This is a genomic window from Belliella kenyensis (assembly GCF_022549675.1).
Classification (GTDB): Bacteria; Bacteroidota; Bacteroidia; order Cytophagales; family Cyclobacteriaceae; genus Belliella; species Belliella kenyensis.
Genome location: NZ_JAKZGR010000019.1, coordinates 13,565 through 29,950 on the forward strand (window position 1 = coordinate 13,565; position 16,386 = coordinate 29,950).

At 37.5% G+C, this 16,386-nt stretch carries 12 protein-coding genes; 4 read left to right on the forward strand and 8 right to left on the reverse strand.

Annotated elements, in window-relative coordinates; all coding sequences use genetic code 11:
* The first annotated feature begins 83 nt into the window (after window positions 1-83).
* Window positions 84-2,639 carry a phosphoenolpyruvate carboxylase gene (locus tag MM214_RS16755; RefSeq protein WP_241297250.1) on the forward strand — a complete coding sequence of 852 codons (2,556 nt, stop codon included), beginning with the start codon at window positions 84-86 and terminating at the stop codon, window positions 2,637-2,639.
* 115 nt (window positions 2,640-2,754) lie between these two features.
* Here MM214_RS16755 and MM214_RS16760 read toward each other — a convergent pair whose 3' ends face one another.
* Window positions 2,755-4,242 (reverse strand): potassium/proton antiporter, encoded by a 1,488-nt coding sequence (locus tag MM214_RS16760; RefSeq protein ID WP_241297252.1) that lies wholly within the window; start codon window positions 4,240-4,242, stop codon window positions 2,755-2,757.
* A 328-nt stretch (window positions 4,243-4,570) separates the two neighbouring features.
* Here MM214_RS16760 and MM214_RS16765 point away from each other — a divergent pair, with 328 nt between their 5' ends.
* Together MM214_RS16765 and MM214_RS16770 are read left to right on the forward strand one after the other, a co-directional pair.
* The gene (locus MM214_RS16765) at window positions 4,571-5,257 is read left to right on the forward strand and encodes a potassium channel family protein (RefSeq protein WP_241297254.1); all 687 of its coding nucleotides are present in this window, start codon (window positions 4,571-4,573) and stop codon (window positions 5,255-5,257) included.
* 92 nt (window positions 5,258-5,349) lie between these two features.
* A complete protein-coding gene (locus MM214_RS16770; protein ID WP_241297256.1) occupies window positions 5,350-6,834 on the forward strand; it encodes a S10 family peptidase in 1,485 nt (494 codons plus the stop codon).
* A 69-nt stretch (window positions 6,835-6,903) separates the two neighbouring features.
* On the opposite strand, the gene MM214_RS16775 is transcribed toward MM214_RS16770, so the two are convergent.
* A complete protein-coding gene (locus MM214_RS16775) occupies window positions 6,904-7,548 on the reverse strand; it encodes a YdeI/OmpD-associated family protein (RefSeq protein WP_241297258.1) in 645 nt (214 codons plus the stop codon).
* 87 nt (window positions 7,549-7,635) lie between these two features.
* Window positions 7,636-7,974 carry an ArsR/SmtB family transcription factor gene (locus tag MM214_RS16780; RefSeq protein WP_241297267.1) on the reverse strand — a complete coding sequence of 113 codons (339 nt, stop codon included), beginning with the start codon at window positions 7,972-7,974 and terminating at the stop codon, window positions 7,636-7,638.
* Window positions 7,975-8,298: 324 nt separating this feature from the next.
* Between MM214_RS16780 and MM214_RS16785 the strand changes: the two genes are divergently transcribed.
* Window positions 8,299-9,123, forward strand: coding sequence for an endonuclease/exonuclease/phosphatase family protein (locus MM214_RS16785; protein WP_241297269.1), 825 nt, complete (start codon window positions 8,299-8,301; stop codon window positions 9,121-9,123).
* A 284-nt stretch (window positions 9,124-9,407) separates the two neighbouring features.
* Here the strand turns inward: MM214_RS16785 and MM214_RS16790 are convergent, their stop codons facing one another.
* The 5 genes from MM214_RS16790 to MM214_RS16810 form a co-directional block, all read right to left on the reverse strand.
* Window positions 9,408-9,842 carry a hypothetical protein gene (locus tag MM214_RS16790; RefSeq protein WP_241297271.1) on the reverse strand — a complete coding sequence of 145 codons (435 nt, stop codon included), beginning with the start codon at window positions 9,840-9,842 and terminating at the stop codon, window positions 9,408-9,410.
* 275 nt (window positions 9,843-10,117) lie between these two features.
* Complete coding sequence (locus MM214_RS16795) at window positions 10,118-11,425, reverse strand: mechanosensitive ion channel family protein (RefSeq protein ID WP_241297272.1); 1,308 nt, start codon at window positions 11,423-11,425, stop codon at window positions 10,118-10,120.
* Between the two features lie 61 nt (window positions 11,426-11,486).
* Window positions 11,487-12,674: a class I SAM-dependent rRNA methyltransferase gene (locus MM214_RS16800; protein WP_241297273.1), complete on the reverse strand. Its 1,188-nt coding sequence runs from the start codon at window positions 12,672-12,674 to the stop codon at window positions 11,487-11,489.
* Window positions 12,674-14,056, reverse strand: coding sequence for a sodium:solute symporter family protein (locus MM214_RS16805; protein WP_241297275.1), 1,383 nt, complete (start codon window positions 14,054-14,056; stop codon window positions 12,674-12,676). The genes MM214_RS16800 and MM214_RS16805 overlap by 1 nt, the downstream gene beginning before the upstream one ends.
* Before the next feature lie 265 nt (window positions 14,057-14,321).
* Window positions 14,322-15,935 carry an ABC-F family ATP-binding cassette domain-containing protein gene (locus MM214_RS16810; RefSeq protein ID WP_241297277.1) on the reverse strand — a complete coding sequence of 538 codons (1,614 nt, stop codon included), beginning with the start codon at window positions 15,933-15,935 and terminating at the stop codon, window positions 14,322-14,324.
* Window positions 15,936-16,386 lie beyond the last annotated feature (451 nt).

The window sequence follows — 16,386 nt, forward strand, 5'->3', positions numbered from 1 at the left end:
TTGCTCAAACGCTGAAAAAAATGTAAATTTGATTACTTTTACCAGACTTAATTTTAAAAATAACCAAACCTTTAAACCATAAAATGATTAAGAATAACTATCAAACTGAAGTAGCCAAGAGGTTTACTATTTACAATAGTCTCTTCTTGGATCTCCCTTTTAGTGATATCAACAGGACAGGAACATTGTTACCAATATTGGCCTCCAAATGTGAGGAAGGATACCAAAAGGATAAGACTCCCAAGCAAATCATTCAAGGATTTTTTGATGAATTGATGTCTAAAAATTCGAACGATGAGCAACATGATCTTCTTTTCAAAATGGTTCAATATGTTGAAAGACAAGTTGTACTTTTTGATTCCATTGAAGATGCTGCTTTCGATAAGATTCATGATGTCAAAGGTAAGGGAAGCGTAAAAGCACTAATAGCACGAGTAGATAATGATAGGAAAAGAGAAGCGCTGATCGAAAAACTTAAGAATTTTTCTGTGAGACTTACGCTTACAGCCCATCCTACACAATTTTATCCAGGCAATGTATTAGGTATCATTACAGATCTGGAAACTGCGATCAAGAATAATGATTTAGGGAATATCAATCTTTTGCTTCAGCAACTGGGAAAAACTGGTTTTATCAATAAAGAAAAACCAACACCATTGGATGAAGCTGTGAGTTTGATTTGGTTTTTGACTAATGTTTTTTACAAAAGCATTCCAGATATCATGACCAGACTACTTAATAGCCTAGAAATTCCTTTGCATGAATGGGACAATCCGGGGCTACTCAAAGTAGGATTTTGGCCAGGTGGCGATAGGGATGGCAATCCATTTGTGACCCACGATATCACTGTCAAAGTAGCAGAAAGACTTCAGAAGTGGATTTTGAGATGCTATTATAGAGATGTAAGAGTGATCAAAAGAAGGCTTACATTCAAGCACGTAGAGCCAATCATGCAAAAAGTGGAAAATGGATTGTTCGAATCACTTTTTGAAGAGCACAGCTATTACCATACAAAAGATGAGTTGCTTACCGATTTGATGGAGGCTAGAAAGTGCTTAGTAGAGCATCATGATGGACTATTTTTAGAGCAGCTGGATGAATTTATTCTAAAAGTGAAAATCTTTGGATTCCATTTTGCCAACATGGATGTGCGACAAGACAGCCGCAAGCATGATGGATTGTGGGATGAAGTGATTGAGCTTGAAATGGGAAAAGATGCCTTGAAGTCTTATCATGAACTTTCAGAGGCAGAGAAAATATCTTACCTGTTTGATTTTGAAAAGCTACCTGATCTATCTCAAATTCAGGATGATTTTCATAAGGAAATGTTAAAAAGTTTTGATGCCATTCAGACTGTTCAAAAGGAAAATGGGGAAGATGGACTGCACCGATACATTATCTCAAATTGTCAATCGGCTCTGCACATGCTTGAGGTATTCAAGCTTGCTCAGCTCAACTTGAAGCATGAGGAAGGAGAGTTGCCTTTGGATATTGTTCCGCTTTTTGAGACCATCGACGATTTGGCAGAGGCTCCTAAAATCATGGAGCAACTGTATAAAAATCCCCTATATGCTAAGCATTTGAAATTCAGAAAAAATAAGCAAACTATCATGCTTGGTTTCTCTGATGGAACAAAAGATGGTGGATATATTAGGGCTAATTGGTCCATCTTGCAAGCAAAGGAAGAATTGACGAGGGTATCTAAGCAATATGATGTGAGCGTCGTATTCTTTGATGGAAGAGGAGGGCCTCCAGCTAGAGGAGGAGGACAGATGCATAATTTTTATGCTTCATTAGGTCCGAAAGTAGAAAATAGTGAAATCCAGATCACAATCCAAGGACAGACGATTTCTGCGAACTACGGAAAGCCGATCTCTTGTACCTATAACTTAGAGCAGCTTCTGTGTGCAGGAATAGAGAATGAATTATATCCTTCTTCTGAGAAAAATCTGACAGAAGAACAGAGGGCATTGATCAACCGTATGGCGGATGTGTCTTATCAGTTTTATAAAGATTTCAAAAGCCACCCTCAGTTCTTGCCTTACCTGGAGCATGTCACTCCACTGAAGTATTTCGGTAAGGTCAATATCGGTTCTAGACCTTTGAAAAGAGGAAAAGACACAGGATTGAAGTTTGATGATTTGCGTGCTATTCCTTTTGTAGGATCATGGGCACAGATGAAGCAAAATATCCCGGGATTCTTTGGTGTAGGTGCAGCTCTCGAAGCATTGAAAAAAGAAGGAAGATTTGAAGAAGTAAAGGCATTGTACAATGATTCCCTGTTTTTCAGGTCATTACTAGGTAATAGTATGCAGTCTTTAGCTAAGTCGTTCTACAAGTCTACAGCTTACCTCAAAGAGGATAAAAGATATGCAGAGCTTTGGGAACTGATGTTTTCTGAGTATTCTAGAACGATGAAGTATATTCTTGAGGTGTCAGAGATGGATGAGTTACTCCAAGATAACCCAACTTCAAAGGATTCGATTGCAATACGAGAAAAAATCGTATTGCCATTGATCACCATTCAGCAATATGCTATTCAGACTATGCTAGAGACAGGTGAAGATGATCCTGTTTTACAAAAACTCATCTTGCGTACCATGTTTGGTATCATCAATGCAGCCAGAAATGCCGCTTAATATAGCATTTGGCTAAAAGTTTAAAACCCTCCCTAAGAACCTCTTTTATTGATTCTAGGGAGGGATTCTTTTGTCTAAAGCTTTTGTAATTAGAAATTACTAACATACGGCATACTTATTCCTCATCTAATTCTTCTTCAATCAACTTTACACCTAATACTTCATGGACTTTTTGTAATGCTTCCTTGTTTTCTGAAAGAATTAGCAATTGATCCCAAGCCATAATTTCAGTAGTGCCTTTAGGAGTGATGTATTCACCCTCTCTTCTTAGCATGGCAATGATGGCGTTTTTAGGAAATCCAATTTCTAGAATCTTTTTACCAACGATTTCATTTTCTTCCGAAATCACAATTTCAGACATTTCAGTCTTAGGGGATTCATTCATGATGTAATCTATCGGCGTCCTAGGCTTAAGTTTTTCAGGAAGAGCTACTTTAAGCCATTTCGCCACCACTGACAAGGTGGTTCCTTGGAGAAGTACAGAAGATAGAGAAATAAAAAATACCAGATTGAAAATCATGTTGGCTTTGTCTATGCCTGCAATCAGTGGATAAGTAGCAAATACAATAGGAACGGCACCTCGTAGACCTACCCAAGATACATACCATCGGCTCCTATTTTTCATTTTGAAAGGGAGTAAGGTAAGAAATACCCCAAGCGGTCGAGATACAAAAATGAGAAACAAGGATAAAGAAACCCCCAAACCCAAAAGCGGAATAATCTCTGTGGGATTCACCAGCAGGCCCAAGGTTAAGAACAGCACAATCTGCATCAGCCAAGCTAATCCATCAAACATTTTCAAGATGGAGTTTTTGTGTACCAATTCCTGTTGTCCTAAGTAAACTGCACAAAGATATACAGCTAGGAAACCATTGCCTCCCACAAAATCTGTCAGTGAAAAAGTGATAAACATCAAAGCTATCACCAAAACAGGATATAAGCCTTCAAAACCTAAATTGATCTTATTGATAGCCTGTTTACTAAGCCATCCTAGCAAAAGCCCAAGGGCTGCTCCTAGGATCATCTGTTGTAAAAAAAGTATTACTATAGAAGCAAATCCCTGATTTGGATTGATCACCAAGCCAAGAAATGCTATTGTCAATACATATGCCATAGGATCATTACTTCCACTTTCCAACTCGAGTACAGATCGAAGTCTATATTTCAGAGCCAAGCTTTTGGAGCGCAATATGGAAAATACCGCCGCGGCATCTGTAGATGATACAATAGCTCCTAAAAGTAAACCTTCCAAGATGGAAAAATCAGTAACATAACAAACAAACAAGCCAACTGAAGTAGCTGTCAAAAGCACACCAAGAGTAGAAAGTGCAATCCCTTTTGCCAATACTGGTTTTATAGATTTCCAGTTGGTATCTAGACCACCAGAAAAAAGGATGAAATTCAGTGAAACTATCCCAATGAATTGAGCAATCTCTGGATTGTCAAAGTGAATGCCTAATCCGTCAGAACCAGAAATCATCCCTACCATTAAGAATAAAACCAACGTAGGTACACCGAACTTATAAGAAGTCTTGCCTGCAAGTATACTTAAGAAAAGCAAGGTGGAGCCAATAAGAAGGATGTTTTCAATAGTCAGATTCATGAGGGAACTGTTTTGTCAAAGAAATCAATTCGAGTTGAATTTTCACGAAATTAATCAATATTATTGCAAATGCCGATTTGAAGAATGTTACATTGCACTATGTTTATCAAATTTTTGATGGTATCTTAAGAATGGCATTGGCTATTGTTAATGATTAAAGTTTCCGCTAGTTCGTTGTAGTTTAAGGGTTTAACGGTATTCAAGTCTTTCAGAGTTCATGTATTATCCCCAGAATTAATTGTTTTACTAGAATATTTCTCAAAATCGAATACCAATTTATTTGAAGTGTATTTGAAGATAAAAATTATAGTATTTAATATAAGAAGAAATGAAAAATGTACTAAAAAGAATAAATAAGTTTTGGGTGTCAGATGTTAGCTTTCTTTTGCTTTTGGGAATGCTTGTTTTTACTGTTTTTATCTTACCTGTATTTATAGAATATCAAAACGATGCTACATTTTTTTTGAATGCCATGCTAATCTTACTTTTTTTCGTTGGCGTCTTTTCTTCTATGGAAAAATCCTTCATTGTATTATCTGCTGTACTTTTTTTGATCCATGTTTCACTTAGGCTGATTAGGTTTGGTGACAATCCTTTTGATTTCTATCTGTTTGAAAGAATAGCCGCAATACTGAACTTGATTGCATTGACAGTGGTGAATTTGAGGTTGCTATTTAGAGATGATGAGGTGAATTTTTACCGTATCATTGGCTCAATCAATGTTTACCTTTTGGTATCTATTATCGGAGCGATAGGATTTGAAGTGATTCAGATACTTGCAGGAACTTCTATAGTAGGTCAGGACTTTGAACTTTCTGGAACTGATGTGGACTTTGGATATTATATTTATTATAGCCTTACCTGCGTCAGTACACTTGGTTTTGGTGATATGTATCCTGTCAATTTTGCAGCAAAAATGCTATCCACATTCTTGTCTGCCTTGGGTATTTTATATCCAGCGGTAATCATATCAAAATTAGTCTCTTATGCTTCATCAGGCAAATATTCTTCATAAACCCTTTCAAATGGCTGGTTAACCTTTCAAAGATTCAATATTTTTAAAACAGGAGTAGTTTCTTATTTTGCTTAGAATTTAATCCAAATATTATGATAAAGAAATACTTATTGGCTCTTTTGCTTTTGATCATGGCACTTGAAAATATTCAAGCTCAGGAGACAAGACAAATTGAAATTGAATCTGCTGTAGTGACAAATGATGAAGTCACCATCAATGGAAAGAGAGTTCCTTACAAAGCAACCGCTGGAACTATGCCTGTGTGGAATGATGAAGGCAAGCCGATTGCTTCCTTGTTTTATACATACTATGAGCGTTCGGATGTATCAGACAAAGCAAATAGACCTTTGGTGATATCATTTAATGGAGGTCCTGGATCAGCTTCTATTTGGATGCACTTGGCGTACACTGGCCCATACAAGCTCAATATAGACGATGAAGGCTACCCAGTGCAGCCTTATGGATATAGCAAAAATACTCATTCTATCTTGGATGTGGCTGATATCGTATACATCGATCCTGTCAATACAGGCTATTCAAGGATTGTAGATAAAGATGTCTCAAGATCGACATTTTTTGGAGTCAATGCAGATATCAAGTATTTAGCGGATTGGGTAAATACTTTTGTGACAAGACAAAATAGATGGGCATCGCCTAAATACCTTATTGGTGAAAGCTATGGAACTACAAGAGTTTCTGGTTTAGTATCACAGCTTCAGAACTCCCACTGGATGTATTTCAATGGAGTGGTATTAGTATCTCCTACAGATCTTGGGCTGAGCAGAAGTGGTCCTGTGGCGGCAGCTAACTATTTACCATATTATGCAGCTACTGCTTGGTATCATGGTGTATTGACACCAGAGCTTCAAGGAAGGGATTTGGATGAGATTTTGCCTGAAGTGGAGCAGTACACCTTAGATGTAGTACTTCCCGCAGTGGCACGAGGGGGCTCACTGGATAAGGCCAAAAGAAATGAAATTGCTAAGAAAATGGCATATTATTCAGGGATGAAAGAAAAAGTCTTTATTGAACATAATTTGGCGGTTCCCACAAGTTTCTTTTGGAAAGAGTTACTTAGAGAGCAAGGCTTGACTATAGGTCGATTAGATAGCAGATATAAAGGTATAGATAGAAGTGATGCAGGAGATAGATATGATTTTGACCCTGCATTGACCTCTTGGAATCATGCCTTTGCTCCAGCCTTCAATATGTATGCTAAAAATGTGCTTAAATACAATACAGATCTTACTTATAACTTATTTGGGCCTGTGCATCCATGGGATAGAGGCAATGACAACACAGGAGAGCAATTGGCAGGTGCCATGCGTCAAAATCCCTATTTACAGGTATTGACTCAATCTGGATATTTTGATGGTGGGACGGATTATTTCAATGCCAAGTTCAATATGTGGCAAATGGATCAAAATGGAAAACTTCAAGATAGATTGTCATTTAAAGGCTACAGGTCGGGTCATATGATGTATCTCAGAGCAGAAGATCTCAAAACCTCGAATGATGATATCAGAGAATTCATCAAGAAAACCATCCCAGAAAAAGGCACTCCTGCAAAATATTGATAAAAAAATAAGAAGTAGGGTACTTGGTTACCTTACTTCTTTTTTAGACAAAAAAGATAGACCCCGTGATTACTTTTTGTAGTGGTCATGCAAACCAATACCTTCTAGGATTTGGCTTTTGTATTTTTGAATCCTTGACTTTCTGGTAGCGCTTTGTTTTGGCTGGGAAAAATGGATGATATACCCCCTTTGTCTTCCAAGTGTCAGAGATTCAAAAGCATTTTTGAAAAGTTCATCTTCTTCAAATGCCTGTGACAATTCTCCAGGAATGGGTTCAGGGTTTTTGACAGTTTCTACTTTTTTTCCTTGTTTTTCTAGACTTATGGCTTCTTGGATATATGTTTCTAGCACATGTTTTACCTTCTCGATTTCACCTACATTAGCAAACCTTACAATTCTTGCTGCCTGAATATTACCTTGTTGCTCCAATATCTGAGCTTCATCTTTAAGAATCGCTCCTTTATAAAATCCAATATTTGCAGAGTCTTTGAGGGCATTTATAGTTATAATATTTTTCCCTTCAAGGGTGTATACGGGTACTCCCCATTTGATCTCTTCTCTTAGCCCAGTTTCTAGTGCCAATTGCCGCAGTGTCTCTAACTCACTGGTCCACTTCAGAACTTTACAATGAGCTGTACCACCATACTTACAACGCATACATCCATCTATCAAATACTTATCAACCAATGGGTTGATCTTTATTTCTTCTTTCATACTCGTGAGGTTTTACGGTCTTCAGGTCTAGTGTACCAAGATACCAATATCAAAGCGAGCAGCAAAATGCCTATATATACTTTTGTTTTAGGGTCCATTATTCGGCTTGTTTGATTGGTAGTTTTTCATCACTTGCTCAAGTTTGTCAAATCTCTCTTCCCAAATTTTCCTGAAGGGTTCTATAAAGTCTTCTATTTCCTTCATTTTTTCAATATTGAGTTGGTAGTAGATTTCTCGACCTTTTTGCTCCTGGGTGAGAAGCTCACAGGAAGTTAGAATCTGAAGGTGCTTAGATACTTTAGGTCGGGCGGTGTCAAAATTTGCAGCTATCGCTTCTGCTGACAGTGATTGAGTTGCCAAAAGAAGTAAGATAGTTCTTCTTGTCGGGTCCGCTATTGCCTGAAATATGTCTCTTCGTAAATTCATGGCGTAGCTATTTGACTACAATTCTATATGAAGTTATTTGGCTACGCAATAGGGATGTGGTAAATGTATTTAAGTCAATATGGATATACGGAACTTTGCCAATAACATTACAAAATTCCGGATTATCTAACTTCCGATATAAATTGATATTGGATATTTATGGATATTGACCATTAACAACCTGTTGAGCCAATGAATTGAAGTTACTGGCAAAAAAGCGTATAATCAGATAAGTCAAATTATAAAAACATTAATTATCCTTTCTTTGGCTGGTCAATTTATGAGGAATTTATAACTTCACGATTCAATCATAAATAGGAATCAATGAAGACTACCACCCTAAGCATTTTAATTTGTCTATTGCTGTTCAATGTGCCAGTGTATGCACAGCTAACTGTAAGTACCTTTAATATCCGTTTTGATAATCCTGGTGATGGAGTACATCAATGGAGTAACAGAAAAGATCAAGTCCTCAATTTCATTCAAGTTGAAGAGATTGATGTGTTAGGTATGCAGGAAGCCCTTTATAATCAAATACAGTTTTTAGACGACAACTTGGAAGATTATTCCTATCAAGGAGTTGGGCGTGATGATGGGGATAAGGCTGGTGAATTCTCACCTATTTTGTATAACCATAAGAAGTTTGACCTGTTGGATGGTGGAACTTTCTGGCTTTCTACAGATACTTCTAAGCCAAACAAAGCTTGGGACGCAGCACTTCCAAGAATTTGTACTTGGGTTCATTTGAAGGAAAAAGGTACGGAAGAGACTTATCTGATTCTCAATACGCATTTTGACCATGTAGGGAAAGTAGCAAGGGTAGAAAGCGTGGGTGTGATTTTAGAAAAAATGAAAGAGTTTGACAATACAGACAAAGTCATCATCATGGGAGATTTCAATTTAGAACCAGAAAATGAACCAATCAAAAGGGTAATAAATGCAGGATTCTCAGATTCATATCATGAAGCAAAAATCAAAATAGGTCCTGTGGGTACATTCAATGCTTTCAAGATTGATACAAACTACGATAGAAGGATTGATTATGTGTTTTATCAAAACATGGATGTCAAACTATACAAAAATTACAGCCTACGTATTGACGACACCTTTCTATCGGATCACTTTCCAGTAGTGGTTCAGTTCAAGTAATCGTTTTACATTTTAAAAACTAAAGGTGAGTTTGAAAGTATATTGAAGCTTTCAAACTCACCTTTTTTATTTAATTTTTCGCCAAAAGGCATTTTTTTCTTTAAACCAGTTAGATTCTAAAATCTAAAACCAAGGTCGTTTGGTTAAGCTGAGAAGACCTGCCAGGTTTGACTTATGTATCTAGGAAGGGCAATTATTTTGCACATGTGCTATTTGATGGGAAACCTGAAAGGTTTAAACTACTCGACATTGATTCTAAGATCCAATCCCGATAGCTATCCGGATTATCCCAACCAACTTGACCAAGGAATTCTACTTAGAATCAAAAGTAGGCCAATACCATAAGTCATGTATATCGTTCTGAACCTAGCTTTGCTGTCGGTCATTTTTTTTGCTTTCGAATAGCCAATGGTAATGATTACGATTGCTATGATATTGATCACTGGGTGCTCGAGTGCTGTCAGTCTCGCTACTTTATCACCCATGGCACCGCCTCCAGTCAGCAAGGAGAAGCCGATTGGGCTTACAAAATACAAGATCAGACCTACAAGTAGTTGAATATGAGAAATGATAAATCCAATTAAGGCTATTTTTCTATGCTTTTCGGTAAATGTAGTACCACTCAATGCACCGATTAATGCGATGATCATAATGATGGCAAGTGCACCTAAAGCCAAATAAGCTATGCCAGAGTGGGCATGTTGTAGTCCTGTATACATGTTGCTGAATTAAGTTTTTATTGGTGAAATTTATTAAGAACGTATTAAGCGTTGAACTTAGCTACTAAGTATATGATTAGCGTGCCAAAATTAAGCATTCATTCCCGAATAATGTTTGTTCTGATCTCAAATTATAAATTTTAATTTTTCCTTAAAAAACGCAGACATTTCAGGTTTTCATCGACGATCAATCATTTTTTAGAAATAGTTGAGTGATACCTTGAAGGTCTTTTGCTGTTATAGATCAGCCGTTTACAATATTTTCTTGCGGATTTTTAGACATTCAACGAAGCATTCTCTGTCGATCTGTAGGAATTGTACGCATTGGCAGCTTGGATAATGTCTTTTCCACTAGGTACTTGGAATATTTCCAAGTCAAAATAGGCAGCAGCCGCAAGCAAATGATCAAATATATCTGCCTGTATAGATTCATATTCAAGCCATGCCGTGGTATCCGTAAAGCAATAAATCTCGATAGGTATACCCCGATCCTCTATGGCTAATTGACGAACCATTATGGTCATGTTTTTTTTGATTTTTGGGTGGTTTTGAAGATATAGTTCTACATATTTTCTAAACACACCGATATTTGTCATCCTTCTACCATTGATCAGGATAGAAGTATCTATCTGATTGTCTTGGTTATGCTTATCAATTTCCTCTTGTCTTGACGTAACATAATTTGTCAATAGATTGAATTTCTTAAATATTTCTCGCTTCTCTGGATCTACAAAATTGATGCTGTGAGAGTTGATGTGTAAGGATCTTTTGATTCTTCTGCCACCACTTTCTACCATTCCCCTCCAGTTTTTGAAACTATCTGTAATGAAGTAGTAAGTTGGAATAGTTGTGATAGTTCTATCCCAGTTTTGCACTTTCACAGTATTCAAATTGATGGCTATTACATCACCATCAGCATTGAACTTGGGCATTTCGACCCAGTCACCCACGCGGACCATGTCATTGGAAGACATCTGCACACTGGCTACAAGCCCAAGAATAGTATCCTTGAAAATCAATAAGAGGATAGCTGTCATTGCTCCAAATGCGCTCAAAAAATAGAGTGGTGATTTCCCAAGCAAAATGGATAGCACAAAGATCCCTGTACCTATGTAAAGAATAATTCTTACAAGTTGAAAATAGCTTGTCAATGGCTTGTCTTTGAATGCAGGATGCCGTGTCAAGGCAAATTCTGACACCTTGAGCAAAGCAAAAAACACCGTCATCCCTACGATAATCAGATATGTGTCCGTAAGTTTGATAACAAAGGGTAAGATGTCTGGGAAATCAGAGAAAATGGCTGGCGCAAGAGCTCTGACAAACAATGCTGGAACAAAATGCGCTACATTGTTGAATACTTGATGATCTGCCAAGATATCATCCCAAGTGATGGGAGACTTTCTCACCAGCTTGTAAATATAATTTATGATTACCTTTTTGGTGACAAAAAAGACGATGACGGCTATAATGGCTAACAGAGAAATTGAGATCAGCAATTTCCAATAAGCGACACTTCCTGTACTTACACCTGCTGATATTAAAATCTGTTCAATCCAGTTTTCTACCTGATCAAATTCAGTCATAATTTATTATTCTTGCTTATACTATTGAGTTGATACTTGTTTCAATCATATCCAAGGAAGTCTATTCTACATGGACTACAAGTCCTTTGAGGTAGGCTGTTTCTTGGTGGTAAATGTTGATAGGATGATCAGGTGGCTGGGAAAGGAAGTGCAAAATCCTGATATTACGACCACTTTCCATTGCGGCTGCTGTTATGGTATTGGTAAATAATTGCTTGTCCACCACTTGGGAGCAAGAGAATGTGAATAAAATTCCTCCTGACTTGATGTGTTTGAATGCTTCTGCATTTAATCTCTTGTACGCTTGAACGGCGTTGTGTCGTGATTTCATGTTTTTGGCAAATGCAGGTGGATCGAGAACGATTACGTCATAGTCCTGTTCGATTTCTTTGATGTATTTTACCACATCAGCTACAATAGATTCATGCTTTCCACTGATTGATCCTGCGTTTAGTGCTACATTTTTATCAGTGAGTTCTATAGCCTTGGCCGAAATATCGATGGAGTGCACTTCTTTTGCTCCAGCTTTCAGGGCAGAAACAGAAAAGCCACCACTGTAGCAAAAAGTATTTAGGACTTTTTTATTTTTACTATATTGACCAAAGAGTTGTCTATTGTCTCTCTGATCTACAAAAAAACCTGTTTTCTGACCTTTTTCCCAATCAATTTCATAAATACAGCCATTCTCTTTGACCAAATTTGTTTTAGGTTCACCAAATATCAATTTGTTTTCTAAGTTTGGTAAGTTTTTGGGCAGTGTCTCGGCAGATTTGTCATACACCGCAGCTAATTGATTACCATATGCATTTTGCAAAGCATTGGAAATCTCTTCGATATGATGGTGCATACCAATGGAATGTGCCTGTATCACAGCTGTACCATTGTAAAAGTCAATGATCAAACCTGGAAGCCCGTCACCTTCTCCGTGGATCAATCTGTAGACATCAGTGTTTTCATGATCAATAAGTCCCATTTGATTTCTCACAGCTAGTGCCGATTGGATTTTTGCATTCCAAAAAATCTGATCTATAGGTTTTTCTTCAAAAGATATGATACGAACCATGATCGATCCATTTTGAAAGTGACCGATTCCTAGAAAAGCATCCTTGGCACTGTATACTTGGACAAGCTGTCCATTTTCGAGATCCTTGTCTCTTTTGGCTATTGCACCAGAAAAAATCCAGTGATGTTTTCTCAAAATTGAGATTTCTTTGTTCTTTGCTAAGCTAATTTTAGGATATTGAAGCATTATGTTTTGTTTAATTTTGGGAAAGCCCATGTCCCTAAGATCATCAATGACAGGCTGATCAATAGAGCGGGCAAATGTGCATAGATAGGCAAATCCATCGATGATAATATCAAATAAGCAAGCATTCCACCTATCAAAGATGCCAAAGCGCCTATTTCAGAGGCTTTTTTCCAATATATTCCAGCTGTCAAAGGTACAAATAAACTTACCAACATCAGCATAGAAGCCTCAGCAACGAGCTCATAGATGTTGGTTTTCCATTGTGCCATGATTGTAGCGACCAGAGCGACTAGGATAATATTTGTCCTCAAAATCCATAGAAAGTGCTTGTCATTGAGACTCTTGCCAAAATGAGGTCGGATGAGGTTTTCTGAAATGATCGCTGCTGGAGCAAGTAGTCCTGAACTGGTAGTACTCATTATGGCTGATATCAAAGCACCAAAGAAAAGGATCTGCACATGAATGCCACCATGTCTTAAGACCATTTCGGGGAGTAGCAATTGTTTATTTTCAAGGTAAATTTCTGGATAGAGGTATTTGGCACCCAAAGCAATGAAAAGTGGTAATAGTCCAATGGTAACATAAAATCCTCCAGCGAGATACGTGGATCGAATAGCAATTTTTTCTGACTTGGCTGACATGACTCTTTGATAAATGTCTTGACTGGGAATACTTCCGAGTCCTAAAATCATCCACGCCCCTAAGTAATTCAGCCAAGCGGTGGGATTAGCTTCTGGGAAAAACTGAAAGCTGCCCTTTGGTGCTGATTCCAAAATAGGGGCAATTCCTCCCGCTTGTCGCGAAACCATTACCGATACCCAGACAAGACCCACTACGATCAAGGTTGTCTGGATAAAGTCAGTAATAGAGATGGCCCACATACCACCCAGAAAGGTGTAAAAAACTACGATACCTGCACTTATTACAATAGCATTGGCTATAGAAATATCAGCTATGGAGTTGAAAATCAATGCCAGGGCTACCAATTGAGCTGCCACATAACCGAAGTATGCTGGGATCATAAATAATGATGCCATGAACTCAACTTTATTCCCAAAAATCCTTTTATAAACATCTCCTATGGTAAGCACATTCATCCGGTACATGGGGCGTAAATAGAACATGCCAAAAAGTACAAGGCAAAGTGCACCACCAAATGGATCTTCTATCACTCCTTGCAAGCCAGAATCCAAGTATTCAGATGAAGCACCAAAAATAGTTTCTGACCCAAACCAAGTGGCGAATAGGGCAGAGGCAGATAGGAAAAGTGGTAGTTGTCTTCCTGCAAGTACAAAGTCACTAGAATTTTTGACCAGTTTGGAAGACCATGCACCGATAGCTACCGTAATGATCAGGTAAATGATTATAGCTGTTAGTAGCAATTTTTTAGCTTGTTTTTGGTTTTATATCAATTTGAGCCATTTGCTGAAAAAAGAAAAGTCTCATTCGCAATTTTTAATTCCCCTTAAATTATCTACTCAAGTGATTACAAATAGCTTTTGAGTAGAGAATGTATGAAATGCATTTATGTTGAAATTCTTAAAATGCTAATTTCTACGCTGCAATTCAAGATTACTGTAGAAACACAAAATTCCCCAAGAAAATAACTTGGGGAATGTGATGTGCTGCGGTTTTTTATACACTACGTTAAGAATACATTTCTGCTCTTAACGCTTTGATCTCTTCACTTTCTAGATAATCATCATAAGGCATTCTTCGGTCAATAGTACCTTTGGGGGTGAACTCTATGATTCTATTGGCTGTGGACTGTACGAAAGCATGATCGTAAGAAGTCATCAGTACCGTTCCATTGAATTCGATGATGGCGTTGTTAAATGCTGTAATTGATTCCAAATCCAAGTGGTTGGTAGGTTCATCCATTACCAATAGATTTGGGTTTTGGAGCATCATCTTAGAAACCATACAACGTACTTTTTCACCTCCAGATAGGACAGAACATTTCTTCAGTGATTCTTCTCCAGTGAATAGCATTCTTCCCAAAAAAGTCCTTACATGAGCTTCTTCTTGGTTTGAAGAATACTGTCTCAACCAATCAATCAGACTCAGTTCAGACTGGAAATATTTAGAGTTATCATTTGGCAAATAAGCCTTATTGATAGTTACTCCCCATTTGAATGTGCCTTTTTGGGTTGGGATTTCTTCCATGATGGTTTGGAAAAACTTAGTAACAGCCTGTTTTGTCTTCGAGATGAAGGCAATTTTATCACCTTTGTCTACCATAAGATTGACATCAGTGAAATACACCGCATTGTCATCTTTCAATGCTAGACTTTCCGTCATGAATATTTGGTCTCCAGCTTCTCTTTCAGGCTTGAAGATGATTCCTGGATACTTTCTTGTAGATGGCTGAATATCATCTACATTCAGTTTTTCAAGCATCTTCTTTCTTGCTGTTGCCTGTTTTGATTTTGCAACGTTGGCAGAGAATCTAGCGATGAAATCCTGGAGTTCTTTTCTTTTCTCTTCTACTTTCTTGTTTTGATCAGACTTCTGCTTAGCTGCAAGCTGGGAAGATTCATACCAGAAGGTGTAGTTACCAGAGTATATTTTTATTTTGCTAAAGTCAATATCTACGATGTGTGTAGAAACAGCATCTAAGAAGTGTCTGTCGTGAGATACTACGATCACAAGGTTTCTGAAATTGACCAAAAAGTCCTCTAACCAGTTGATCGTATCAGAATCGAGGTCATTGGTAGGCTCATCGAGGATAAGGATGTCTGGATTTCCAAATAGTGCCTGAGCAAGCAAAACCCTTACCTTTTGATTTCCAGCTAACTCCTTCATGGGTAAGTAATGCAAGTCTTCAGATATGCCCAGTCCTGAAAGCATAGAAGCTGCATCTGATTCCGCATTCCATCCGTCCATTTCTGCGAATTCTGCCTCAAGCTCTGATGCACGTATTCCATCTGCTTCGGTGAAGTCTTCCTTCATGTAAATGGCATCTTTCTCGGACATGATCTCATAGAGCTTCTTGTGTCCCATGATCACTGTCTTCAAGACTTCGTATTCATCAAACTCAAAGTGATTCTGCTTCAAGACAGCCATTCTTTGACCTGGGGTGATATTGACCAGTCCAGTGGTGCTATCTATGTCCCCAGCTAAGATTTTCAAAAAGGTCGATTTACCAGCACCATTGGCACCAATTACACCATAACAGTTCCCTGGAGTGAATTTTAGATTTACATCTTCAAAAAGGGTTCTCTTACCAAACTTGAGAGATAAATTATCTACAGATATCATTGAATTTCATTTTTTTTCGAAGGTGCAAAGATAATACAAATATTGTGAAGGGATAAATACATTTTTGGAAACTAGGTGCATTCAGTTTTTTCAATTCCTGAGTTTGAAAAAAAATCTGCATTAAATAGCACATTTTCTTCATTTACCCTTTTTCTAATTTTTTAGAGGTATTTTTAAATACTATTGATTTCACTCTTGAATGCTCGAATCTGATACCGTATACAATGTTTGTGATAAGCTGAATTTACTTGATCCAAGATTTTAGTAAATGATACACGATATTTTGAGGTATAGAATTAAAGTTAAGATATGATCTCACCAAGATGCTTCATATAAATAAAGCTGATAAGAATTTTATGATTATCAACTTTTTCACCAGAGTCTGAAATTCATACAAATAGGTGTTTAGTATCAGTCTGATTACCTCTGAAAATTCGACTGGGACTGACTC

Coding starts and splice junctions, on each gene's coding strand:
- MM214_RS16765 (WP_241297254.1), top strand. CDS start 4,571: ATGAAAAATGTACTAAAAAGAATAAATAAGTTTTGGGTGTCAGATGTT.
- MM214_RS16760 (WP_241297252.1), bottom strand. CDS start 4,242: ATGAATCTGACTATTGAAAACATCCTTCTTATTGGCTCCACCTTGCTT.
- MM214_RS16775 (WP_241297258.1), bottom strand. CDS start 7,548: ATGAAAGAAGAAATAAAGATCAACCCATTGGTTGATAAGTATTTGATA.
- MM214_RS16770 (WP_241297256.1), top strand. CDS start 5,350: ATGATAAAGAAATACTTATTGGCTCTTTTGCTTTTGATCATGGCACTT.
- MM214_RS16800 (WP_241297273.1), bottom strand. CDS start 12,674: ATGCTTCAATATCCTAAAATTAGCTTAGCAAAGAACAAAGAAATCTCA.
- MM214_RS16780 (WP_241297267.1), bottom strand. CDS start 7,974: ATGAATTTACGAAGAGACATATTTCAGGCAATAGCGGACCCGACAAGA.
- MM214_RS16810 (WP_241297277.1), bottom strand. CDS start 15,935: ATGATATCTGTAGATAATTTATCTCTCAAGTTTGGTAAGAGAACCCTT.
- MM214_RS16790 (WP_241297271.1), bottom strand. CDS start 9,842: ATGTATACAGGACTACAACATGCCCACTCTGGCATAGCTTATTTGGCT.
- MM214_RS16785 (WP_241297269.1), top strand. CDS start 8,299: ATGAAGACTACCACCCTAAGCATTTTAATTTGTCTATTGCTGTTCAAT.
- MM214_RS16795 (WP_241297272.1), bottom strand. CDS start 11,425: ATGACTGAATTTGATCAGGTAGAAAACTGGATTGAACAGATTTTAATA.
- MM214_RS16755 (WP_241297250.1), top strand. CDS start 84: ATGATTAAGAATAACTATCAAACTGAAGTAGCCAAGAGGTTTACTATT.